Here is a 21,261-nt window from a genome sequence, read left to right as displayed (position 1 = left end):
CGCCATGACCTGGAGCATCATCGTCCGTGACGGAGACGAGATCGGCCTCGCCGTCGCCTCCCGCTTCTTCGCCTGCGGGGCCGTCGTGCCCTACGTCGGGGCGCGCACCGCCGTCGCCAGTCAGGCCTTCTGCAACCCCGTCTGGGGCACGGAAGGCCGCGCGCGGCTCGAAACCGAGCCCGCAGAGGCGGTGCTGGCCGATCTGGTCGCCCGCGACGACGGCCGCGGCATCCGGCAGGCGCATCTGCTGGACGCCCGGGGCACCTTCGCCGCGCACACGGGCGACGATTGTGTCGACTGGTGCGGCCACCTCATCCGCGACGACCATTCCGTCGCCGGCAACATGCTGGCCGGACCGGAGGTTATCGAGGCCACCTCCGAGGCCTTCGCCGCCTCGACGGGCCCCCTTCCCGAACGCCTCCTCGCCGCGATGCAGGCGGGCGAGGCCGCCGGCGGCGACAAGCGGGGGCGGCAGGCCGCGGGGCTGACGATCCACCGGGGCGAGGATCACCCCTGGCTCTCGCTCCGCGCCGACGATCACGCCGACCCGCTGGGCGAACTCCAACGGCTGTGGCAGGTGGCACAGGAACGCTACGTGCATTTCACCCTCGGGATGCCGACGCGCGCCGCTTTCTCCGGCAGCCCGACGCGCGATCACATCGACCGCGCCATTGCGGAGGCCGAGGCCCGGCGGGTAGCCTCGGGCGAACCCAGCCGCTCCCACGCAACGGACCCATGACGGACCCCCTGAGACAAAGCCTGATGGCCCTGATCGAGGCCGAACTTCCCGCCGACGGCCGCCTGCCGACGGAACGTGCGCTGGCCGAGCGCTTCGGAACCTCCCGGCGCCTCGTCCGACAGGCCCTCGACGCGCTGGAGGCCGAGGGGCTCGTCTGGCGCAGGCAGGGCTCCGGCACCTTCGCCGGTCAGCCCGAAGATCCGACCGGCGACCTTGCCGCGCGCATCGCCGGCGAGACCGATGCCGTGCAGGTGATGGAGGCGCGGCTCTGCATCGAGCCGGAGCTCGCCGCACTCTGCGCGCTTCGCATGACCGACGAGGAGATCGCCCGCCTGCGCACCCTCGCCCACCGCCAGGTCGCCGCCGACGCCCAGACGATCGAACTCTGGGACGGCGCGCTCCACCGGCTGATCGCGCAATGCGCACGCAACCGCCCGCTACTGACGGCCTTCGCTCTCCTCGACCGGATCCGCTCGAACCCCGAGTGGGTCGCGCTGCGGGCCCGGGCCCGGGCCCGCACCTCCATCGCCGTGCCGCAGAGCGAGCATGACGTCCTCATCGACGCCATCGCCGCGCGCAACCCCGAGGCCGCGCGGCAGGCGATGCACGACCACCTGTCCGCCCGCTTCGCCGCGCTTAAGGGCGAGTTGGACCTGGAAGGCGAACCGATGCGGGCGTCCGGCTGACGCCAGGGGCGGAGCGCCGGCCCCTAGCCCCAGTCCTCCGGTGCGATCCCGAGCGTGCGGATGCGGGAATAGAGCGTCGTCGGCTTCACCCCCAGCAGCGCCGCCGTGCCCCCCGCGCCCGACACCCGGCCCCCCGTCTCGCGCAGCGCGGCGATCAGGTTGCCGCGCATCAGGTCGCGCATTTCGGCCTCGGTGCGGATCGGGGTCGCGCCGCTGTCCCCCGCGTGCCCCACACCCACCGGATCGACGATCAGCTTGCGGTCGCCCGAGACGATCGCCGCTCGCTCGATCACGTTGCGCAGCTCCAGCACGTTGCCCGGCCAGTCGTAGCCCTGCAGCGCGCGCATCACCCGCTCGGTGATCGTCGGCACCGGCCGGTTGAGCCGCCGGCACGCCAACGTCAGCAGGTGGACGGCAAGGGGCGGGATGTCCTCGGGGCGCTGCCGCAGGGGTGGACAGGTGATGGGGAAGACATTGAGGAAGAGCCGCAGCCCTTCCCGCAGGCGGGGCGATTGCGGCGCGGGGCCGCGCGCGAGCGTCGTCGAGGCGATGACGCGGAGGTCGAGCGGCCGCGCGCGGGTATCCCCGAGCCGCGTGACGCTGCTCGTCTGCAGCGCATGCAGGAGCTTGCCCTGCGTCTCGGGCGGCAGGTCCTCCACGTCGTCGAGGTAGAGCGTGCCGCCGTGGGCCAGCTCCAGCTTGCCCGGCGCATCCCGCGTCGCACCCGCGTAGGCCCCGCGCAGCTGACCGAAGAGCTCCGCCTCCACCTCCTCGGGCGCGACGGAGCTGCAGGTGAAGTGGATCATCGGCCGCCGCGCGCGCGGCCCGGCCTTGTGGATCTCCGCCGCCACGAGGGACTTGCCCGTCCCCGTCTCGCCCGAGATGAGCACGGTCGCATCCGTCCCGGCCACGAGGTCGATCTGCGCGACGATCTGGCGGATGAAGGGCGAGGTGCCGATGATGTCGTGATGCGCCCGCTCGGTCGTGATCGCCGCCTGCAGATAGGCATTCTCCTGCTCCAGCCGGTCGCGCAACGCGGCGACCTCCTCCATCGCGCTGCGCAGTTTCTGCTCGTTCTCCTTGCGCTCGGTGATGTCGCGAAAGATGACGACGGCCCCGGCCAGCATCTTCTGGTCGTAGATCGGCGTGGAGACGTATTCCACGCGGATCGGCCGCCCGTCCTTGCGCCAGAAGACCTCGTCCTCGATCCGGTTGACCTGCTCGAAGCGGAACGAGCGGTAGATCGGGCAGTCATGCGCCGGGTAGACCTCGCCGTTCAGGTGATGGTGGTGGATCATCGCGTGGATGTCGCGCCCCATCAGGTCGGCATCGGTCCAGCCCAGCATCTCCTGCGCGGCGCGGTTGACGAAGGTGGTCTTGCCCTCGGCGTTGATCCCGTAGATCCCCTCGCCCGCCGCGTCGAGGATCAGCTGGCTGCGGCCCTCGAGCTCGGCGAAGAAGGCCTGCGCGCGCTCCCATTCGGTGAAGCCGCCGCGGTAGAGGTCGGCCGTCTCGGTGATCCGCGTGCGCCGCTCGAAGGCGTCGAGATCGCAAAGCGTCAGCAGAAGCTGCCCCGGAGCCTCCGGCAAGCGACGCGCCCGGATCTCGCAGCGGATCGGGTCGCCCCCGCGCGGCTGCAGGCGGATGTCGCGGGTCCAGGCCTCGCCCCGGTGATCGACCTCCCCGGCGAAGACGACGAAACGCGGCAGCGCATCGCCGAGCACGGGTGCGAAGCGGGCCACCTCCCCGCGCGGCAACCCGAGGAGCGCGGCGGCGGGAGCATTGGCGTGCAGGATGCGGTCGCTCGCCGTGCAGAGGATCAGCGCCGCTTCGGGGATCGCGGCGAGGAGGGATTCGTCGGAGGTCATGGGGCAAGCCTAGCGACAGTGTTCGGCGCGGAAACACGAGATTTCGTGATTTACGATTTATCGTAATCGCGCCGACGTCATTCTAGTTTTATATATCTGTTAACGTTTGATTTTTCTTGCCGCCCAAATATTGGGCACCGGCTTTCTCCGACCGTGCGCTCCCGCCAAGGTGGTGCAAGGAACCGCCAGCAGAGGGACGCCGATGACCATCAAGAGCCTTGGAAACCCGTTCTCCGACAAGACCGATCTGCGCCACGGGGCCGACTGCGGATGCGAGGGCTGCCTCGCCGGTCACGGGCACGACGCCGACCACATCGAGCCTGCGGCCATGTCGTCCGAGCAGATGCTCGACCGCGCCATCGAAAGCGCCGTCGTCCGCTCCGTCTTCGGGCAGAGCGACATCGGCCGCCGCTCCTTCATGGGAATGCTCGGCGGCGGCACCGTCGCCGCGGCCCTCGCCTCCGTCTTCCCGCTCGAGAAGGCCAAGGCCGCCATCCTCGACGAACTCGGCCCGCCCGAGAAGACCGACCTCAACATCGGCTTCGTCCCGATCACCTGCGCGACGCCCATCATCATGGCCCAGCCGCTGGGCTTCTACGAGCGCTACGGGTTGAACGCGCAGGTCATCAAGACCGCCGGCTGGGCCGTTGCCCGCGACAAGTCGCTCTCTGGCGAATACGACGCGAGCCACATGCTGACGCCCATGCCGCTCGCCATGACGCTCGGCGCGGGCTCGACGGCGGTGCCCTACATCATGCCCGCGGTCGAGAACATCAACGGCCAGGCGATCGTGCTATCGAACGAGCACCTCGACAAGCGTGACCCGTCGCAGTGGAAGGGCTTCACCTTCGGCGTGCCCTTCGAATACTCGATGCACAACTTCCTGCTGCGCTACTACGTGGCCGAGTTCGGGCTCGACCCAGACGTCGACATCCAGATCCGCGTCGTGCCGCCGCCCGAGATGGTCGCCAACCTGCGGGCGGGCAACCTCGACGGCTATCTCTCGCCCGACCCCTTCAACCAGCGCGCCGTCTGGGAGGGCATCGGCTTCATCCACATCCTGACCAAGGACATCTGGGAGGGGCATCCCTGCTGCGCCTTCGCCGCGCCGCTCTCCTTCGCCGAGGAGCTGCCGAACACCTACGGCGCGCTCCTGAAGTCGATCATCGACGCCACGCAATACGCCCAGAACGCCGACAACCGCATCGAGATCGCCGAAGCGATCAGCCCGACGAACTACCTCAACCAGCCGGTGCCCGTGGTGCAGCAGGTGCTGACCGGCACCTATGCCGACGGCCTGGGCGAGGTGCAGCGCGTGCCCGACCGGATCGACTTCGACCCTTTCCCCTGGCACTCCATGGGCGTCTGGATCCTCACGCAGATGAAGCGGTGGGGCTATATCGAGGGCGACATCGACTACAGGGCCGTGGCCGAGCAGGTCTACCTCGCCGCCGACGCCAAGAAGGTGATGGAGGATCTGGGCTACGAGGCCCCGGACGTCACCTACAAATCCCATACGATCATGGGCAAGACCTTCGACCCCGAGACGCCCGAGGCCTACGTCGACAGCTTCGCCATCGGCAGGAAGGGCTGAGCGATGTTCGACACGCTCTCCCTCAATGCGCGGGCGGCGATCCTGTCGCTCCTCATCCTCGTCGTGGGCCTTCTGGCATGGGAGGTCTCGATCCCCGCGCAGAAGGTCGCGGGCGAGCTGACCGAATATGAACTGCTCACCGGGGGCGGCGCGCAGAAGGCGGGCGTGCCCCCGCCGAGCGCCATCGCCGTCAAGGCCTGGGAGGAGCTGTCGAACCCGTTCTACGACGCCGGCCCGAACGACAAGGGCATCGGCATCCAGATCGCCTATTCGATCTACCGGGTGCTCGCCGGCTACGCGATGGCCGCCGCCATCGCCATCCCGCTCGGCTTCCTCATCGGCATGTCGCCCGTCGCCTACAAGGCGTTCAACCCCTTCATCCAGGTCCTGCGCCCGATCTCGCCGCTCGCCTGGATGCCGCTCGCGCTCTTCATCATCCAGGATTCGGAGGCGAGCGCGATCTTCGTCATCTTCATCTGTTCGATCTGGCCCATGCTCATCAACACCGCCTTCGGCGTCGCCGGCGTGCGCGAGGATTGGGTGAACGTCGCCCGCACCCATGAACTCGGCGCGTTGCAAACCGCGTTCCGCGTCATCCTGCCGGCGGCCGCGCCCACCATCGTCACGGGGATGCGCATCTCCATCGGCATCGCCTGGCTCGTCATCGTCGCGGCCGAGATGCTCGTGGGGGGCACCGGCATCGGCTACTACGTCTGGAACGAGTGGAACAACCTCGATCTCACCTCCGTCATCTTCTCGATCCTGATGATCGGCGTCGTCGGCATGTTGCTGGACCTGGCCTTCGGCCGCTTGCAACGCGCCGTCGCCTTCGCGGAATAGGAGCGCCCCATGCCGTCCCCCTACCTGAGCATCGAAAACCTGACGCAGCGCTACCCCGACGGCCAGGGCGGCGAGATGACCGTCTTCGAGAACGCCAGCTTCGGCGTCGAGAAGGGCGAATTCGTCGTCATCCTCGGCCATTCCGGCTGCGGCAAGTCGACGATCATGAACATCCTCGCCGGCCTCGCCGCGCCCACCTCGGGCGTCGTCAAGATGGATGGTTTCGCCGTCTCCGGCCCCTCGCTCGACCGTGGCGTGGTGTTCCAGAACTACTCGCTCCTGCCCTGGCTCAGCGCCCTGCGCAACGTCACCTTCGGCGTCGCCGCCCGGCACCGCGACTGGACCAAGGCGCAGGTGATCGAGGAGTCGCGGAAGTATCTCGCCATGGTCGGCCTCGAGGGCGACACGATCCACCGCAAGCCGAGCCAGCTCTCGGGCGGGATGCGGCAGCGGGTCTCCATCGCCCGCGCCTTCGCGAACCACCCGAAGCTCCTTCTCCTCGACGAGCCCTTCGGCGCGCTCGATGCGCTGACCCGCGGCACGATCCAGGACGAGCTTCTGAAGATCTGGAGCGGGACGGAACAGACCGTCTTCATGATCACCCACGACATCGACGAGGCGATCCTGCTGGCCGACCGCATTCTCCTGATGTCGAATGGCCCGTTCGCGAGGGTGGCCGAGTCGGTCGAGATCACGATCCCGCGGCCCCGCAACCGCACCGACATCGTGGAGCATCCAAACTACTACCCGATCCGCAACCACCTGGTGCAGTTCCTCGGCCAGCGTTCGAGGGAGATGGCGGGCACGCCGCAGGACGGCACCGGGCCGACCCGCCCCGAAACCGTGCGCATCGACAAAACGGCCGAGCCCGAACCTGAGCCGGCGGCCCGCCTGCGCGCGGTCAACGACTGAGGCGGAGCAATGACCGAAGACGCCCGCCCGCCCCTGCCGCCCTTCACCCGGGAGGATGCGGTCCGCAAGGTCCGCCTCGCCGAAGACGCCTGGAACACCCGCGACCCCGCCAAGGTGGCGCTCGCCTATACGCCCGACACCCGCTGGCGCAACCGCGACACCTTCCTCCAGGGGCGCGCGGAGGTCGAGGCCTTCCTGACCGCCAAGTGGGCGCGTGAAAACGGCTACCGTCTCATCAAGGAGATCTGGGCCCATGGCGACGACCGGATCGCCGTGCGCTTCTGCTACGAATGGCACGACGCGACCGGCCAGTGGTTCCGCGCGCACGGCAACGAGAACTGGCGGTTCAGCGCCTCGGGCCACATGGCCGAGCGCCACGCCTCCATCAACGACGTGGCGATCGCCGGGGACGCGCGGCTCTTCCGCTGGCCCCAGGGCCCCCGCCCCGACGACCATCCCGGGCTGACCGAGCTCGGCCTTTGACCCCCCGGAGAGGAGACCCCCGATGAAAGATACCTACGAGGTGCCCCAGATGATGACCAAGGACGACGTCACGATGATGATCCTCTCGGCCAAGAAACAGGCTGGGATGACCTGGGAGCAGATCGCCGAGACGATCGACATGTCCCCGGTCTGGACGCATTCGGCCTGCATGGGGATGAACGCCTTCCCCGAGGAGAAGGCAAAGGCGCTCGTCGCCGCCATGGGCCTGCCGCAGGAGGCCGCGGGCGTGCTGGCCGAGCCGCCCACCAAAGTCTGGGAGCAATCGGTGCCCACCGACCCCTGCATCTATCGCCTCTACGAGATCGTGGGCGTCTACGGCCCCACCATCAAGGCGCTCATCGAGGAGAAGTTCGGCACCGGCATCATGTCGGCGATCGACTTCGACATGCAGATCACCCGGGTCGAGCATCCGAAGGGCGACCGCGTGAAGGTCGAGATGTCGGGCAAGTACCTGGCCTACAACTCCTGGTAGGCCCGGGCGCGCGCTGCGAACCTGCACCGCGTCACCGCCGGGCTTGACCCGGCGGTCTCGTCCTTCAGACTGCCGGGATGGTCGGGTCAGGCCCGACCATGACCGCGCATCGCCGGCGTCCCGCGCACCGTCATCGTCGCGCTCGACCCGACGATCTCCCCCTTGATCCCCGCCGACGTCCACGGTCCACTCCGGCCGACCCGACCCGGAGGCCGCCATGCCCGCGAAGACCGAAACGCGCCTCGACGCGACGCCCGAGACCATCCACTGGGGCATCTTCGATGCTACCCTGCCCCCCGTGGTCGAGATCGGGAGCGGCGACGAGATCACCATCCGCACCGTCTCGGGGACCGAGGCGGTCCTGCCGCCGGCGGGCTTCCACGTCCCGCCCGAGCTTCACGCGATCCACGCAGCCGGCCCCCCGGCCCTGCCCGGCCACATCCTGACCGGGCCCGTCGCCATCACCGGCGCGCAACCGGGGCAGGTGCTGCAGGTCGACATCCTCGACGTCGCGCTCCGGCAGGACTGGGGCTACAACGTCAGCCGCCCGCTCGCCGGGACACTGCCGCTCGAAACCGGCGAGCTGACCCACACCAACATTCCGCTCGACACCGAGGCGGGCACCGCGCGCCTGCCCTGGGGCCGCGACCTGACGCTCGCGCCCTTCTTCGGGGTGATGGGCGTGGCCCCGCCGCCGGCATGGGGCCGCATCTCCACCATCGAGCCGCGTGCCCACGGCGGCAACCTCGACTGCAAGGAGCTGATCGCGGGCACGACGCTCTACCTGCCCGTCCATGCCGAGGGCGCGCTCTTCTCGGTGGGCGACGGTCACGGCGCGCAGGGCGACGGGGAGGTCAACGTGACCGCCATCGAGACCGCGCTCGAGGGGCGCTTCCGCCTGACCCTGCGCGACGACCTGCCCGCCCGCATCCGGGCCGAGACGCCGACCCACTGGATCACGCTCGCCACCCATGCCGACCTCGACACCGCCGCCGAGGCGGCGACCCGGGACATGATCGCGCTCGTCGAGGAGCGGCTCGGGATCGGCTGGGCCGAGGCCTACATGCTCTGCTCGCTCGCCGGCGACCTGCGGGTGACGCAGACGGTGAACCGCGAGAAGGGCGTGCACATGATGATGCCGAAGAGCCAACTCTGAGGCGCGGCATCCGGCCTGGTTCGCGCCCTACTCCTCCTCCGCCGGATCCTCCCAGGCGACGAAGAACTGATACCCCAGATAGGCCGCCGCGCTGCCGAAGAGGATGGCCCAGAAGACCGCGCCGTTCGCCACCTCCATCCCCGTCCAGCCGGTCAGCACGGCGACGGCAACCACACGCCGCCAGACGGGCACGAAGAACGGCGTCTGCACATCGAGAAACCCGCGTCCCTTCGCCATCACATCACCTCGGAGATTGCGACCGACCGGCCCTCGCGCACCGAGAGCACCGCCGCCTCGGCCAGCGCCAGCGCGCGCAACCCGTCCTCACCCGTGGTGGGCATCTCGCCGCCCGCCTCCAGCGCGGCGACGAAGGCCGCGATCTCCGCCGCATAGGCCGCCGCGTAGCGGGACATGAAGAAATCCTGCAACGGCGCGCGGGTGTAGCCGCCGGCATTCGCCACCTCCACCCGCGTCGTGTGGTGGTTGTCAGCGCGCACCGACCCGCCCGCGCCATGCACCTCGATCCGCTGGTCGTAGCCATAGGTCGCGCGACGCGAATTGGCGATCGTCGCCTGCGCGCCCCCGGGCGTCGTCAGCACGACATTCGCCGTGTCCCAGTCGCCCGCCGCGCCGATGGCCGGGTCGACGAGGTTGGAGGCGGCGGCGAAGACATGCGTCGGCTCCTCGGGCAGAAGCCAGCGCGCGACGTCGAAATCATGGATTGTCATGTCGCGGAAGATACCGCCCGAGCGTTCGATGTATTCGACGGGCGGCGGCCCCGGATCGCGGGATGTGAGCGTCACCGTCTCGACCGCGCCGATGCCGCCCGCGTCGATCACCCCCTTGAGCGCGCGGAAATCCGGGTCGAAGCGCCGCTGGAACCCGACCATGAGCCTGCCTCCGTTCGTCGCGACCGCCCGCAGGCAGGTCTTCACCCGCCCGAGGTCGAGGTCGATGGGCTTCTCGCAGAAGACGGCCTTGCCCGCCCCCGTGAACCGCTCGATCAGGTCCGCGTGCGTGTCCGTGGGGGTGCAGACCACGACGGCATCCACGTCCCCCGACGCCGCGATCCCCTCCATGTTCCGCACGGCGCAGCCATGGCGCGCGGCCACGGCCTCGGCCGCCGTCGGCATCGCGTCGGTCACCGCCACGAGGGCCGCGCCCGGCACGCGCGCGATGGCATCGGCGTGGACCTGCCCGATGCGGCCCGCGCCAAGAACGGCGAAACGGACGGCCACGTCAGGAGGCTTCGTAGTCGTATTCGGGCTGCGTCTTCGCGCCGGTGATATAGGCCACGACGTCCTGACCGTCGGTCTCCTCCTTGCGCAGGTTCGCCACGATCCGCCCGCGCCGGAAGACGACGATCCGGTCGCAGAGGTCCATCACCTGCCGCATGTTGTGGCTGATGAGGATGAGCGGCTCGCCCGCCTCCTTCAGGGTGCGCACGATGTTCTCGACCTGCGCCGTCTCCTGCACGCCGAGCGCGGCCGTCGGCTCGTCCATGATCGTCAGTTTCGAATGGAACGTCGCCGTGCGCGCGATGGCCACGCATTGCCGCTGCCCGCCCGACATGTTGCGGATCGTGTTGTTGACGTTCGGGATCTTCACGGCGGTCTTCTCAAGGCCCGCCATCGTCGCCTCCCGCATCGCCTTGTAGTCGAGGATCGAGAACGGCCCGAGGTTGAACTTCACGATCTCGCGACCGAGGAAGAGGTTGTCGGGCACGTTCAGGTCATCGGCCAACGCAAGCGTCTGGAACACCGTCTCGATGCCCGCGTCGCGCGCGTCCATCGGGTTCTCGAAATGCTGCTCCGCCCCGTCGAAGATGATCTTGCCCCGCGTCGGGATCTCCACGCCCGTGATCTGTCGCACGAAGGTCGACTTGCCGGCCCCGTTGTCGCCCATGATGGCGACATGCTCGCCCGCCTGCAGGGTGAAGTTGGCATCCGTCAGCGCGTGGACCCCGCCGTAGTGCTTGGTCAGGCCCTGGGTCTCCAGGATGATGTCCGACATGTCCTACCCCCTCAGAGCGGCGCGGCTCTGGCGCCATTGGTCGAGCACGACGGCCCCGACGATAATCACGCCCTTCACCATCTCCTGATAGTAGGCGTCGAGCCTCAGGAAGGTGAACCCCGAGATGATGACCCCGAAGATGAGCGCCCCGATGACCGTGCCGATGATCGACCCGCGTCCGCCAGCGAGCGACACGCCCCCGATCACCGCCATGGCGATCGCGTCCAGCTCGTACATCAGCCCCATGCCCGTCTGCGCCGTCAGGTTCTTCGAGGCCAGAACGATGGCCGAGAACCCGGCGAGCGCGCCCGCGATGGCATAGACCAGCGTCTTGTGCCGGGCGACCTTGATGCCCGACATCCGCGCCGCGTCCTCGTTGGAGCCGATGGCATAGGTGTGCTTGCCATAGACGGTGTACTTCAGGACAAAATGGAACAGGATGGCGAGGCCCACGAACCAGACGACCGGCATCATCCCGTCGCCGATGGCCGCGAAGCCCTCGGTCGGGAACGAGATCGGCTGCCCCCGCGTCCACCATTGCGCCGCGCCGCGGGCCGCGACCATCATGCCGAGCGTCGCGATGAAGGGCGGGATGCGCGTATAGGCCACGAGCGCCCCGTTCACGAGGCCGGCCCCCGTCCCCACCAGAAGGCCCACGAGCACCGGCACCAGCGCCGGCAGGTCCATGAACGCCGGCCCGAAGAGCGCCTTGGGGTTCGGGTTGCCGTTGACGAGCTCGGTCTGCGCGAAGCTCATCGTGACCATGGCCGTCATCCCCACGACCGACCCGGCCGAGAGGTCGATGCCGCCCGAGACGATCACCTGCGTCGCGCCGAGCGCGATGATCCCGATGATCGAGACCTGCAGGATGATGATCTTGATGCGCGCCATGTTGAGGATCGTGCCGTCGCGCGCCTCGTTGAAATCGAAGAGGAACGACTGATCGCGGAACACCGCGCCCAGCCCCTCGAAGATGAGGATGATGAGGATCAGTGCGATGAAGACATTGGCCTCGTTCGGCCAGCTCCGCTTCTTCGCGTCGAACGTCAGGCCCCCGGTCCCGTGGGTCGTCTCGGCCATCTCTTCTCCCTCCCTTGGGGTCGGGCCGGGGGTGCCCCCGGCCCGTCTGTCACGTCAGTTCTTGCCCAGGAAATCGTCGAGGTTGTCGACGGTCACCAGCTGGAACGGGATGTAGACCTTCTGATCCACCTCCTCGCCACGGGCGAGCTTGAGCGCCGCGTCGATCGAGCCCGAGCCCTGCCCGGCCGCATCCTGGAAGACCGTCGCGTCGAGGTCGCCCGCCTGCATCGCCTGCAGCGCGTCCTGCGTCGCGTCCACGCCGACGACCACGATGTCCTCCATCGAGAAGTCCGCCGCCTTCAGCGCCTGGATCGCGCCGAGTGCCATCTCGTCGTTGTTGGCGAAGACCACGTGGAACTCGTCGCCCGCCGAGATGAAGTTGGTCATCAGGTCGTTCGCCTCGTCCCGCGACCAGTTGGCGGTCTGCTGATCGAGGAGGGTGATGAAGTTGCACATGTCCATGCCGATGACGTCTTCCACGTCCTTCGACCGCTGCACCGCCGCCTGGTTCGACAGCTGCCCCATCAGCATGTAGCCGTTCGCCCCCCCGGCAAGGCCCATGGCGCGCAGCATCTTGCAGGCCTCGAAGGCCGCGAGCGTGCCCGACTCGATCTCGTTGGAGGCGACGAAGGCCTGGTTGTCGGGCAGGCTGTCGACGTTCGCCGGCTCCCGGTTGACGTAGACGAGCGGCACGCCCGCGTCCTCGGCGGCCTTGGTCATCGCGTCCACGGCGTTGGTGTCGACCGCGTTCACCACGATGGCATCCACGCCCGAAGCGATGAAGTTGTTGATCTGGTCGAGCTGCGCGGCCACGTCGTCCTGCGCGTCCTCGACCTGGATGTCCACGCCGTCGAGACCGTTGGCATACTCCTCCATGCCGTTGCGCAGCGTGGTCAGGAAGTTGTCGTCGAACCGCGCCATCGAGACGCCGATCGTCTCGGCCATGGCGGTGGTCGACATCAGGCCGATGAGGCCGGCGGCAAGCAGTGTCTTCTTCATTTACTCTCTCCCTTGCGGGCGTCCGGCGCGCCCTCTCCCTTGTGCCGGACCCCGCGAACCACGGGGCGTTTCTCCCCCGGGGTCAGGCGGCCCGCGCCATGACCTCCGCGCGGAGGAAGTCGAATGTCTGCGTCAGCGCCGCCACCGGGTCGGGGTGCGCGTGGGTCTCGGGGGCGAAGGCCTCGACCGAGATCGGCCCGTCGTAGCCCCCTGCCAGAAGTGCCGCGAGCTGCGCCACCGTGCCGAGCCGGTCGCTCGCATCGACGAGCCCCCGATGCGCGTCGGTCAGCGCCCCGGCCGGATCGCGCGCGGTCACCCCCGACACGTGCACGAGGCCGATCGCCGCGACCGGCAGCGCCGTCTCGCCCGCCAGATGATGATGAAAGCTGTCATGGACGAGGCGCACGACGTCGCCTGCCCCGGCCCGCGCAAGGGCCTCCACCGCCTCGGCCTTGCGGCGCAGCCCGCAGGCGGTAAACCCCAGCGGCTCCAGGTATCCGGTCAGCCCCCGGTCGCGCAGCATCGGTGCCAGCGCGTCGAGCGCGCGGTCGAGCCCATCCTCCGCAACCGGTGCCCCGCCACAGGCCGGGATAAGAGCGACGCCCTCTGCCCCGGCCGCCGCCGCCAAGTCCATCAGGCGCTCCGCCGCGCCGGCGCGCGCCGGGCCCCAGTCGTCGACCCGGCCGACCTCCGCCACCGACAGGAGCCGCAACCCCATGTCCCGCGCCCGCGCCCCGGCCTCCGCCGGGTCCAGGTCATCGAAGACCGGACGGCCCAGATCGTTACGCACCTCGACCCCGATGCAGCCCGTCCGCGCCGCCACCCCGAGCATCTCGGGATAGCCCAGCCGGGCGACACTCATGTGGTTGAGCGCGAAACGCACCATCGTCCTCCCTCGCGGTCCTCCACCGCCCGGCGAGTGTGCGGGACAGAATGTTCCCCGGTCAATGGTCGGCCCCGGATTGCATCATCCCTGATGGATTTCGCCGGTCTCCATCATCCGGGGGCCTCAGTCAGATCGCTTCCGGGAGGAAGAGCTGCGGCGTCAGGAGCCCCGGTGCCCGTGCCGCCCCGTCACCGGGCATCACCGCCCCCGCGGCCTGCGCGAAGAGCGCTCGGCAGAGGGCCTCCACCGGCGTCGCGATCACCAGGTCGACCACGTGATCCGCCAGCGCGCGCCGGCTCACCTCGGTCAGCTCATGCACCACGAGACGCAGCCCGCGCTCCGGCCGCACGGCCCGGACCGCAGCGATCGCCCCCTCCGCATCACCCCCCGCGCAATAGAGACCGACGAGATCCGGCTGCGCCGCCAGAAGCCTGCCAACCGCCCTCTCCGTCGCGCCCGGGCCGTCCTCCGCCACGACGAGATCCCGCAACCGATGCCCGGAAGCGCATTCGCGCAGGTAGCTGCGACATCCCGTCTCGCGCAACTCCGCTCCGTTCCACCGCTGTCCCCCGGTGACGACGGCCAGCGGCCCCTCCTCCGGTGTCGTGACACGCAGGATATGCGCCGCCACCCGACCCATGCGCTGGTTGTCCAACCCGATGTAATCCCGCCGAAACCCCCGCCCGAAGTCACTGCAGAGCGCGAAGACCGGCGTGCCCCGGCGCGTCAGCCGCTCCACCGCCGCCGTCACCTCCGGATGATCCACGGCGATCGCGGCCAGCGCGTCCACCCGCCCCGCCATCGCGTCGATCAGGCGCGCGTGCTCCGCCGGGTCCGCCCCCGACGCATGGGCGATCACGACCCGACCGACCACGCCACGCGCCTCCGCGGCCGCCGCCTCGAGCGCGGGCCGCATGGCCTGCGCAAAGCCCTCCCGCTCGGGGCCGAGGACGACGCCCACGGTCAGCGCCGGCAGGTCCGACGTCACCCGCCGCCCGATCAGGTCGGCCGCGTGGAACCCGATCGCCCGCGCCGCGTCATGCACCTTCCGCGCCGTCTCGGGCCGCACCGGCGTCCGACCGCTCAACACCCGGTCCACCGTCGCGGTGGAGACCCCGGCGGTCCGGGCGAGATCGGCGATGGTCGGGCGGTTGGACATCGGGCCTCCGAGGTTCGGCCTGCGCCATCATCCCGCAATGACGCTCCGGACCTGTTCCATCATCAGTGATGTAATCTACCGCAAAAATCGACCCGCTTCCCCCTTGCGCAACGAAAAAATTGCAACCGATTGCAATTTTCTGCCACCCGCGGGAGGATCGGGGCGGAGAAACCGGAGAAAGACCATGCCCGTGACCCTCAAGGACGTGGCCCTGCGCGCCGGGGTGAGTCGCTCCGCCGTCTCGCGCACCTTCACCGAAGGGGCCTCGGTCAGCGCCAAGACCCGCGCCAAGGTCGAACGTGCCGCCGCCGATCTGGGCTACGCGCCCTCCGCGCTCGCCTCCGCGCTCTCGACCGGGCGCACGAAGCTCATCGGCATCGTCGTCTCGAACTTCCACAACCCGATCTTCCTCGAGGTCTTCGACCGCTTCACCCGTGGCCTGCAGGAGCGCGGGATGCGACCGCTCCTCGTCAACCTCACCGGGGAGACCGACCCCGAGGCCTCCGTCCGGATGCTGCGGCAATACTCGGTCGACGGGGTCATCGTCGCCTCCTCGACCCTCCCGCCCAGCTTCGCGCGCGCCTTCCACGACGCGCGCCTGCCCGTCGTCCATTCCTTCGGCCGCTGGACGAGCGCGCCCGAGACCCATGTCGTCGGCATCGATAACGTCGCCTCGGGCCGGATGGCCGCCGAGACGCTGCGCGCGCGCGGCTACACCCGCGTCGCCTTCCTCGGCGGCCCCGAGGACGCGACCTCCACGCAGGATCGCCTGACCGGCTTCCTCGACGGCCTCGGCAACAGCGACGTCGCCGTCACCACGAGCTTCGCGCCCGCCTATACCTTTCAGGACGGCCGGCAGGAGATGCAGCGCCTCCTCGGCCAGGGCCCGGCCGCGGAGGCCTATTTCTGCGGCGACGACGTGCTCTCGATCGGCGCGCTCTCCGCGCTGCAGGATGCGGGGCTCTCGGTGCCGGGAGACGTCGGCCTCCTCGGCCTCAACGACATGGAGATGGCGGGCTGGGACAACATCGACCTCACCACCATCCGCCAGCCCCTCGACCAGATCGTGGCCGCCTCGGTCGAGCTTGCGCTCCTTGCCGTGGACGACCCCGACCGCCTGCCCGAAGCGCGGCTCTTTCCCTGCAAGGTGGTGGAGCGGGGGACGCTGCGACCGCTAAAGTGAACGACCGCGCCGACCATGCCGCGCGCCCCTACCGGAACATCGGCGGCCGCGCGTCGACCCAGCGGCCCTCGGCCTTGCCCGATGCCGCCACCGCGAAGACCGCCGCCATGGAGCGCAGCCCGTCCTCCGCCCGGGGGTAGAGGTTGGCCGCCGGGTCCATCGTCCGCCCTTCCTTGCGCGCGCGGATCGCCTCGGCGAGGTCGGCATAGATGTTGCCGAAGGCCAGCGGCATCCCCTCGGCATGGCCCACCGTCACCCGGCTCGTGCGATCCGCCTCGGGCGAGAGGTTGCCCTCGCCGCGCTCGATCACCTGCAGGCGCTCACCCAGAGGCATGTAGTAGAGCTGGTTCGGCTGCTCTTGCGACCAGCGCAGACCCCCCGTCTCCCCGAAGACCTGCAGCGTCAGCCCGTGCTGACGCCCGATGGCGATGGAAGACGTCCAGAGCCGCCCGACGGCACCCCCGTCCATGCGGAAGTTGACCATCGCGTCGTCTTCGAGCGTGCGCACCGGGATGGCCGAGACGGTATCGGCCGAGAGCCGCTCCACCTCCTGCCCGGTCACGAAACTCGCCATGTGGAGCGCGTGGATCCCGCAATCGGCGAACTGCGCCGAGACGCCCGCCTGCGCCGGGTCGTAGCGCCAGCGCACCCGCGGATTGTCGGCGTCCGTCGCATCCGCGTGGTGTCCGTGGGCGAACTCCGCGACCACGACGCGCACCTTCCCGATGTCCCCCCGCGCCACCATCGCCCGCATGTGCCGGACCAGCGAATAGCCCGTGTAGCCGTAGTTCACCGCGCAGATGCGACCCGTGTGGTTGGCGAGGTGCACGAGCTCCTCCCCCTCCTCCACCGTCATCGTCATCGGCTTCTCGCAAAGCACGTGGAACCCCGCCTCCAGAAAGGCGCGCGTGATCTCGAAATGCGTGGCGTTCGGCGTGGCGACGGTCACGAGGTCGACCCGGTCGTCCCGCCCCCGCTCACCCTCCAGCATCTCCTGCCACGACCCATAGGCGCGGTCGGCGTCGAGCCCCAGCCGCTGCCCGTAGGCGCGCCCCTCCTCGGGTCGATGGTCGAGCGCCCCGGCGACGAAGGCGAGTTCCCCGTCGAGCCCCGCGCCCAACCGGTGCGCCGGCCCGATCTGGCTGCCCTCGCCGCCGCCGATCATGCCCCAGTTCAGTTTCGCCATCTCAGAATCCGATCGATTGGAGGTAGTCGCGGTTGACCTTCGCATCCTTCAGCGTGTCCGGGTCCAGCGTCGGGTCGCAGTCCTGCTCCACCGTGCACCAGCCCTCGAACCCGTGATCCAGCAGCACCTGCCGCACCGCCGGGAAATCAACGTCTCCCTGACCGAGGTTGCAGAAGATGCCGTCGCCGCAGGCCTTGTAGAAATCCGTCCGGTTCTCGACCACGCGCGCTTTCACCGCCGGGTCGATGTCCTTGAAGTGCATGTAGCTGATGCGGCCCATGTGCCGCTTCATGAAGGCGACCGGGTCATAGCCCGCATAGCTGTGGTGCCCGGTGTCGAAGCAGATCTTCAGGATGTCCTCGGGCACCTCGTCCAGCAGCCGCTCCAGCTCCGGCTCGAAGTCGATGAAGCCGCCCGCGTGGGCGTGGATGCCGACGGTCAGCCCGTACTCCTCGGCTCCCATCCTGGCGACCATCGCGATGCGGTCGCGGAAGGCGGCCCATTCGCCCGCGTCCATCTGCTCGGCCTCCCCGGCCCGCCCGGCGGTCGGTGCCCGGCGCGGCGAGATCGAGTCGATCAGAACGAGATGCCGCGCCCCATGGGCCACCAGCGCCTTGCAGGTCCGCACTGCCCCATCCATCACATCGTCCCATTGGGCCGCATCGTGGAACGGCCGGAAGACGACGCCGCCGATCAGCTCCAGATCATGCGCCGCCAGCCCCTCGGCCAGCACCGCCGGGTCCTCGGGCATGAAGCCCACGGGGCCGAGTTCGATGCCCGTGTAGCCCGCCGCCGCACATTCCGTCAGGACGTGCTGCCAGGTCGGGTTGCGCGGGTCCTGCGCGAACTCCACGCCCCAGGAACAGGGCGCGTTGCCGATGCGGATGCTCATGGTCTTGTCCTCACAAATCGACCCAGGCCCGCGCCTCGGAGGACGCCCAGGCGGCATCCACCACCCGGTTGACCTCCATCCCGTCGCGGAACGTGGGAAAGATGGATGTGCCCGTCTCGATGGCCCGCAGGAAATCCCGCGCCTCGATGATGATCTGGTCCTGGTAGCCGGTGCCGTGCCCCGGCCCCTGGCAGAAGGCGGCGTAGTTCGGATGCGCCGGCCCGGTCAGGACCTTGGTGAACCCCCGCCCCGCCTCCGGCCCCTCGGCGCGGTAGAGATGCAGCGCGTTCTGGTCCTCGCCGTCGAAGCGGATCGACGCCTTCGTGCCGTGGATCTCGTAGGCATAGCCCATCTTGCGCCCGGTCGCCGTGCGGCTGACGTAGAGGTGACCCAGCACTCCGCTCTCGAAGCGCAGCATCATCTGCGCGTGGTCGTCGTTCGTCACCTCGACGGGGCCTTCCGGGCCGGGGCGGGTGCCGTGCACCGTCTCTATCGTAGCGTTCAGGCTCTGGATCGGCCCCATCAGCGCCAGCGCGCAGTTGATCGGATGCGGGGCCAGATCGCCCATGCAGCCCGTCGCCCGGCCCGTGCAGCGCCAGGTCGCCGGGGCCTCCGGATCGGCGAGGAAGTCTTCGGTATGCTCGAACCGCGCCCAGGTGATCCGCCCCAGCTCTCCCGCCCGGATCAGGCGGATCGCCTCCTGCGTGGCGGGCGTGCGGACGTAGTTGAAGCCCGTCATGTTGACCACGCCCGCGGCCTCGGCGGCGGCCACCATCGCGCGGCTGTCGTCGAGGTCGCGCCCCAGCGGCTTCTCGCAGAAGACGGGCTTGCCCCGCGCGAAGGCCGCTTCCGCAATCTCGCGGTGCGTCGCCTGCGGGGAGGCGATGACGACGGCCTCCACTTCGGGGGCGTCCACCAGCGCGCGCCAATCGGTCGTCGACGCCGCGAAGCCATAGGCCGCGCGGTACCGCTCCGCCGAAGCCTCCAACGTCGCGCAGACCATGGCGAGCCGGGGCCGCAGCGCCGTCTCGAAGACCGCGCCGACCGCCGACATGGCGACCGCATGGGCCTTGCCCATGTAGCCGCCGCCCACGATGCCGATCCCGATGTCCCGGTGCGTCGTCGCCATCTCGTCCTCCCGCCCGGATTTGCGATTGCAACCGGTTGCAATATCCGTATTCTCGGATTCGAGAGGGCGCAAGCCCTTTCGTCCGAGGGAGGAAGAGCCGATGTCCGACACCATCCGCCTCACGGTGGCGCAGGCCATCGTGCGCTGGCTCATGGCGCAGCATATCGAGATCGACGGCACCGAGACGCGCATCTGCGGCGGCGGCTTCGGCATCTTCGGTCACGGCAACGTCCCCTGCTTGGGCGAGGCGCTCTATCCGGTGCACGACGAGATGCCGCTCTACCGTGGCCAGAACGAGACGAGCATGGGCTTCGCCGCCGCGGGCTATGCCAAGTACCACCTGCGCCGCCGCTTCATGTTCTGCACCGCCTCCGCGGGCCCCGGCACCGCGAACCTGCTGACCGCCGCCGCGCTCGCGCATGCGAACCGGCTGCCGATGCTCATGCTCTGCGGCGACACCTTCCTCACCCGCCTGCCCGACCCGGTGCTGCAGCAGCTCGAACATTTCGGCGACCCGACCCATGGCGTGAACGACGCCTTCAAATCCGTCACCCGCTACTGGGACCGGATCACCCATCCGCTCCAGATCCTCCAGAGCCTGCCGGCCGCCCTCGCCACGATGCTCGACCCGGCCGATTGCGGCCCCGCGTTCCTTGGCCTGCCGCAGGACGTGCAGGGCTGGGCCGCCGACTACCCGGTCGACTTCTTCGCCCACCGCGTCCACCGCATCCGCCGGCAGGCCGCCGACACGGGCGAGGTGGCCGAGGCCGCCGCGCTGCTGAAATCGGCCAAGCGGCCCGTCATCGTCGCGGGCGGCGGCGTCCAGTATTCCGGCGCCGTCGCCGAACTCACCACCTTCGCCGAGACCCACGGCATCCCGGTGGTCGAGACGATCGCCGGCCGCGCCAACCTCACCGACGACCACGGCCACAACATCGGCCCCGTCGGCGTCACCGGCAGCGACAGCGCCAACTGGGCGGCCGAGCGCGCCGACCTCGTCTTCGCCGTCGGCACCCGGTTGCAGGATTTCACCACCGGCTCCTGGACGGCCTTCGCGCGCGACGCACGGCTCCTGCACCTGAACGTCGGCCGCCACGACGCCGCCAAGCACCTGGCCGCCACCGTCGTCGGCGACGCCAAGCTGGGCCTCACCGCCATCTCCGAGGCGCTCGCGGGCCACGCGGCCCCTGCTGACTGGCTCGCCGACTGCCAAGCCGAGCGCGCGAGGTGGAACGACACCCGCGCCGAGACCGTCCGCCCCGGCAACCGGCCGAACTCCTACGCGCAGGCCATCGGCACGGTGAACGCGCTCATGGCCCCCGAGGATCGCGTCGTCGCCGCCGCCGGCGGCCTGCCCGCCGAAGTCACCGCCAACTGGCGCACACTCAAGCCCGGCACCGTCGACGTCGAATTCGGCTTCTCCTGCATGGGCTACGAGATCGCCGGCGGCTGGGGCGCGCGCATCGCGCAATCCGAAGCCGAGCCCGACGCCGACACCGTCGTCCTCACCGGCGACGGCAGTTACCTGATGCTCAATTCCGACCTCTATTCCGCCGTCCTGACCGAGAAGAAACTGATCGTCCTCGTCCTCGACAATGGCGGCTTCGCCGTCATCAACAAGCTGCAGAACAGCACCGGGCAGGAGAGCTTCAACAACCTCATCGCCGACACGCCCACCGCCACCCGCCAGGTCGCCGTCGACTTCGAGGCCCACGCCCGCGCCATGGGGGCCGAGGCCGAGACCGTGTCGAACGCCGCCGAACTGGCCGAGGCCTTCCGGCGCGCCAAGGCCCGCCCCGAAACCTCGGTCATCGTGATGCAGGTCGACCCCTACGAGGGCTGGACGACCGAAGGCCACGCCTGGTGGGAGATCGGCACGCCCGAAGTCTCCGACAGCGAAAGCGTCCGCGCCGCCCGGGCCGAGACCGAAGCGACCCGCCACCGGCAGCGCAGGGGGGTCTGA

General features: G+C 69.5%; 21 protein-coding genes. 10 read left to right on the top strand and 11 right to left on the bottom strand.

Features of this window, described 5'->3' with window-relative positions:
• The first annotated feature begins 4 nt into the window (after positions 1–4).
• Both HSX43_RS13870 and HSX43_RS13865 read left to right on the top strand, forming a co-directional pair.
• Positions 5–739 carry a DUF1028 domain-containing protein gene (locus HSX43_RS13870; RefSeq protein ID WP_179380745.1) on the top strand — a complete coding sequence of 245 codons (735 nt, stop codon included), beginning with the start codon at positions 5–7 and terminating at the stop codon, positions 737–739.
• Positions 736–1,425 (top strand): FadR/GntR family transcriptional regulator, encoded by a 690-nt coding sequence (locus HSX43_RS13865; protein WP_179380744.1) that lies wholly within the window; start codon positions 736–738, stop codon positions 1,423–1,425. The genes HSX43_RS13870 and HSX43_RS13865 overlap by 4 nt, the downstream gene beginning before the upstream one ends.
• A gap of 23 nt (positions 1,426–1,448) precedes the next feature.
• Here HSX43_RS13865 and HSX43_RS13860 read toward each other — a convergent pair whose 3' ends face one another.
• Positions 1,449–3,293, bottom strand: coding sequence for a sigma 54-interacting transcriptional regulator (locus tag HSX43_RS13860; RefSeq protein WP_179380743.1), 1,845 nt, complete (start codon positions 3,291–3,293; stop codon positions 1,449–1,451).
• 202 nt (positions 3,294–3,495) lie between these two features.
• Here HSX43_RS13860 and HSX43_RS13855 point away from each other — a divergent pair, with 202 nt between their 5' ends.
• From HSX43_RS13855 to HSX43_RS13830, 6 genes are all read left to right on the top strand, one after another.
• On the top strand, positions 3,496–4,887 hold the full coding sequence (locus HSX43_RS13855) for a CmpA/NrtA family ABC transporter substrate-binding protein (protein WP_179380742.1): 1,392 nt from the start codon (positions 3,496–3,498) through the stop codon (positions 4,885–4,887).
• 3 nt (positions 4,888–4,890) lie between these two features.
• Complete coding sequence (gene ntrB / locus HSX43_RS13850) at positions 4,891–5,727, top strand: nitrate ABC transporter permease (protein ID WP_179380741.1); 837 nt, start codon at positions 4,891–4,893, stop codon at positions 5,725–5,727.
• A gap of 9 nt (positions 5,728–5,736) precedes the next feature.
• Positions 5,737–6,639 carry an ABC transporter ATP-binding protein gene (locus HSX43_RS13845; protein ID WP_179380740.1) on the top strand — a complete coding sequence of 301 codons (903 nt, stop codon included), beginning with the start codon at positions 5,737–5,739 and terminating at the stop codon, positions 6,637–6,639.
• Positions 6,640–6,648: 9 nt separating this feature from the next.
• A complete protein-coding gene (locus HSX43_RS13840; protein WP_179380739.1) occupies positions 6,649–7,122 on the top strand; it encodes a nuclear transport factor 2 family protein in 474 nt (157 codons plus the stop codon).
• Between the two features lie 22 nt (positions 7,123–7,144).
• Entirely contained in the window at positions 7,145–7,615 is a 471-nt protein-coding gene (cynS, locus tag HSX43_RS13835) for a cyanase (RefSeq protein ID WP_235962661.1), read from the top strand.
• A gap of 217 nt (positions 7,616–7,832) precedes the next feature.
• Positions 7,833–8,771, top strand: a complete 939-nt coding sequence (locus HSX43_RS13830) for an acetamidase/formamidase family protein (protein WP_179380738.1) — start codon at positions 7,833–7,835, stop codon at positions 8,769–8,771.
• A 27-nt stretch (positions 8,772–8,798) separates the two neighbouring features.
• On the opposite strand, the gene HSX43_RS13825 is transcribed toward HSX43_RS13830, so the two are convergent.
• The 7 genes from HSX43_RS13825 to HSX43_RS13795 form a co-directional block, all read right to left on the bottom strand.
• On the bottom strand, positions 8,799–9,008 hold the full coding sequence (locus HSX43_RS13825; RefSeq protein ID WP_179380737.1) for a hypothetical protein: 210 nt from the start codon (positions 9,006–9,008) through the stop codon (positions 8,799–8,801).
• A complete protein-coding gene (iolG, locus tag HSX43_RS13820) occupies positions 9,008–10,009 on the bottom strand; it encodes an inositol 2-dehydrogenase (RefSeq protein ID WP_179380736.1) in 1,002 nt (333 codons plus the stop codon). Before iolG ends, HSX43_RS13825 begins: the two co-directional genes overlap by 1 nt.
• Position 10,010: 1 nt before the next feature.
• Positions 10,011–10,784, bottom strand: coding sequence for an ATP-binding cassette domain-containing protein (locus HSX43_RS13815; RefSeq protein ID WP_179380735.1), 774 nt, complete (start codon positions 10,782–10,784; stop codon positions 10,011–10,013).
• Between the two features lie 3 nt (positions 10,785–10,787).
• The gene (locus HSX43_RS13810) at positions 10,788–11,864 is read right to left on the bottom strand and encodes an ABC transporter permease (RefSeq protein WP_179380734.1); all 1,077 of its coding nucleotides are present in this window, start codon (positions 11,862–11,864) and stop codon (positions 10,788–10,790) included.
• 54 nt (positions 11,865–11,918) lie between these two features.
• The gene (locus HSX43_RS13805) at positions 11,919–12,863 is read right to left on the bottom strand and encodes a sugar ABC transporter substrate-binding protein (RefSeq protein WP_179380733.1); all 945 of its coding nucleotides are present in this window, start codon (positions 12,861–12,863) and stop codon (positions 11,919–11,921) included.
• An 82-nt stretch (positions 12,864–12,945) separates the two neighbouring features.
• On the bottom strand, positions 12,946–13,746 hold the full coding sequence (locus tag HSX43_RS13800; RefSeq protein WP_179380732.1) for a TIM barrel protein: 801 nt from the start codon (positions 13,744–13,746) through the stop codon (positions 12,946–12,948).
• A gap of 130 nt (positions 13,747–13,876) precedes the next feature.
• Entirely contained in the window at positions 13,877–14,908 is a 1,032-nt protein-coding gene (locus HSX43_RS13795) for a LacI family DNA-binding transcriptional regulator (RefSeq protein ID WP_179380731.1), read from the bottom strand.
• A 184-nt stretch (positions 14,909–15,092) separates the two neighbouring features.
• Here HSX43_RS13795 and HSX43_RS13790 point away from each other — a divergent pair, with 184 nt between their 5' ends.
• The gene (locus HSX43_RS13790; protein WP_179380730.1) at positions 15,093–16,091 is read left to right on the top strand and encodes a LacI family DNA-binding transcriptional regulator; all 999 of its coding nucleotides are present in this window, start codon (positions 15,093–15,095) and stop codon (positions 16,089–16,091) included.
• A gap of 28 nt (positions 16,092–16,119) precedes the next feature.
• Here the strand turns inward: HSX43_RS13790 and HSX43_RS13785 are convergent, their stop codons facing one another.
• Genes HSX43_RS13785 through HSX43_RS13775 form a run of 3 tightly spaced genes read right to left on the bottom strand, consistent with a single transcriptional unit; the run spans position 16,120 to position 19,298 of the window.
• On the bottom strand, positions 16,120–17,277 hold the full coding sequence (locus HSX43_RS13785; protein ID WP_179380729.1) for a Gfo/Idh/MocA family protein: 1,158 nt from the start codon (positions 17,275–17,277) through the stop codon (positions 16,120–16,122).
• Between the two features lies 1 nt (position 17,278).
• Positions 17,279–18,169, bottom strand: a complete 891-nt coding sequence (locus HSX43_RS13780) for a sugar phosphate isomerase/epimerase family protein (protein WP_179380728.1) — start codon at positions 18,167–18,169, stop codon at positions 17,279–17,281.
• A 10-nt stretch (positions 18,170–18,179) separates the two neighbouring features.
• Complete coding sequence (locus HSX43_RS13775) at positions 18,180–19,298, bottom strand: Gfo/Idh/MocA family protein (protein ID WP_179380727.1); 1,119 nt, start codon at positions 19,296–19,298, stop codon at positions 18,180–18,182.
• Between the two features lie 100 nt (positions 19,299–19,398).
• Here HSX43_RS13775 and iolD point away from each other — a divergent pair, with 100 nt between their 5' ends.
• Positions 19,399–21,261, top strand: coding sequence for a 3D-(3,5/4)-trihydroxycyclohexane-1,2-dione acylhydrolase (decyclizing) (gene iolD, locus HSX43_RS13770; RefSeq protein WP_179380726.1), 1,863 nt, complete (start codon positions 19,399–19,401; stop codon positions 21,259–21,261).

The sequence above is a fragment of the Jannaschia marina genome (assembly GCF_013404595.1).
Taxonomy (GTDB): domain Bacteria; phylum Pseudomonadota; class Alphaproteobacteria; order Rhodobacterales; family Rhodobacteraceae; genus Jannaschia; species Jannaschia marina.
The sequence above is the reverse complement of the archived record's forward strand: the minus strand, read 5'-3'. Positions and strand labels throughout refer to the sequence as shown.

Excerpts from the sequence above, each read along its gene's own strand:
- cynS (WP_235962661.1), top strand. The coding sequence starts at position 7,145 with ATGAAAGATACCTACGAGGTGCCCCAGATGATGACCAAGGACGACGTC.
- HSX43_RS13805 (WP_179380733.1), bottom strand. The coding sequence starts at position 12,863 with ATGAAGAAGACACTGCTTGCCGCCGGCCTCATCGGCCTGATGTCGACC.
- HSX43_RS13870 (WP_179380745.1), top strand. The coding sequence starts at position 5 with ATGACCTGGAGCATCATCGTCCGTGACGGAGACGAGATCGGCCTCGCC.
- HSX43_RS13865 (WP_179380744.1), top strand. The coding sequence starts at position 736 with ATGACGGACCCCCTGAGACAAAGCCTGATGGCCCTGATCGAGGCCGAA.
- HSX43_RS13860 (WP_179380743.1), bottom strand. The coding sequence starts at position 3,293 with ATGACCTCCGACGAATCCCTCCTCGCCGCGATCCCCGAAGCGGCGCTG.
- HSX43_RS13830 (WP_179380738.1), top strand. The coding sequence starts at position 7,833 with ATGCCCGCGAAGACCGAAACGCGCCTCGACGCGACGCCCGAGACCATC.
- HSX43_RS13795 (WP_179380731.1), bottom strand. The coding sequence starts at position 14,908 with ATGTCCAACCGCCCGACCATCGCCGATCTCGCCCGGACCGCCGGGGTC.
- ntrB (WP_179380741.1), top strand. The coding sequence starts at position 4,891 with ATGTTCGACACGCTCTCCCTCAATGCGCGGGCGGCGATCCTGTCGCTC.
- HSX43_RS13785 (WP_179380729.1), bottom strand. The coding sequence starts at position 17,277 with ATGGCGAAACTGAACTGGGGCATGATCGGCGGCGGCGAGGGCAGCCAG.
- HSX43_RS13855 (WP_179380742.1), top strand. The coding sequence starts at position 3,496 with ATGACCATCAAGAGCCTTGGAAACCCGTTCTCCGACAAGACCGATCTG.
- HSX43_RS13825 (WP_179380737.1), bottom strand. The coding sequence starts at position 9,008 with ATGGCGAAGGGACGCGGGTTTCTCGATGTGCAGACGCCGTTCTTCGTG.
- HSX43_RS13790 (WP_179380730.1), top strand. The coding sequence starts at position 15,093 with ATGCCCGTGACCCTCAAGGACGTGGCCCTGCGCGCCGGGGTGAGTCGC.
- HSX43_RS13810 (WP_179380734.1), bottom strand. The coding sequence starts at position 11,864 with ATGGCCGAGACGACCCACGGGACCGGGGGCCTGACGTTCGACGCGAAG.
- HSX43_RS13815 (WP_179380735.1), bottom strand. The coding sequence starts at position 10,784 with ATGTCGGACATCATCCTGGAGACCCAGGGCCTGACCAAGCACTACGGC.
- HSX43_RS13840 (WP_179380739.1), top strand. The coding sequence starts at position 6,649 with ATGACCGAAGACGCCCGCCCGCCCCTGCCGCCCTTCACCCGGGAGGAT.
- HSX43_RS13775 (WP_179380727.1), bottom strand. The coding sequence starts at position 19,298 with ATGGCGACGACGCACCGGGACATCGGGATCGGCATCGTGGGCGGCGGC.
- iolD (WP_179380726.1), top strand. The coding sequence starts at position 19,399 with ATGTCCGACACCATCCGCCTCACGGTGGCGCAGGCCATCGTGCGCTGG.
- HSX43_RS13780 (WP_179380728.1), bottom strand. The coding sequence starts at position 18,169 with ATGAGCATCCGCATCGGCAACGCGCCCTGTTCCTGGGGCGTGGAGTTC.
- HSX43_RS13845 (WP_179380740.1), top strand. The coding sequence starts at position 5,737 with ATGCCGTCCCCCTACCTGAGCATCGAAAACCTGACGCAGCGCTACCCC.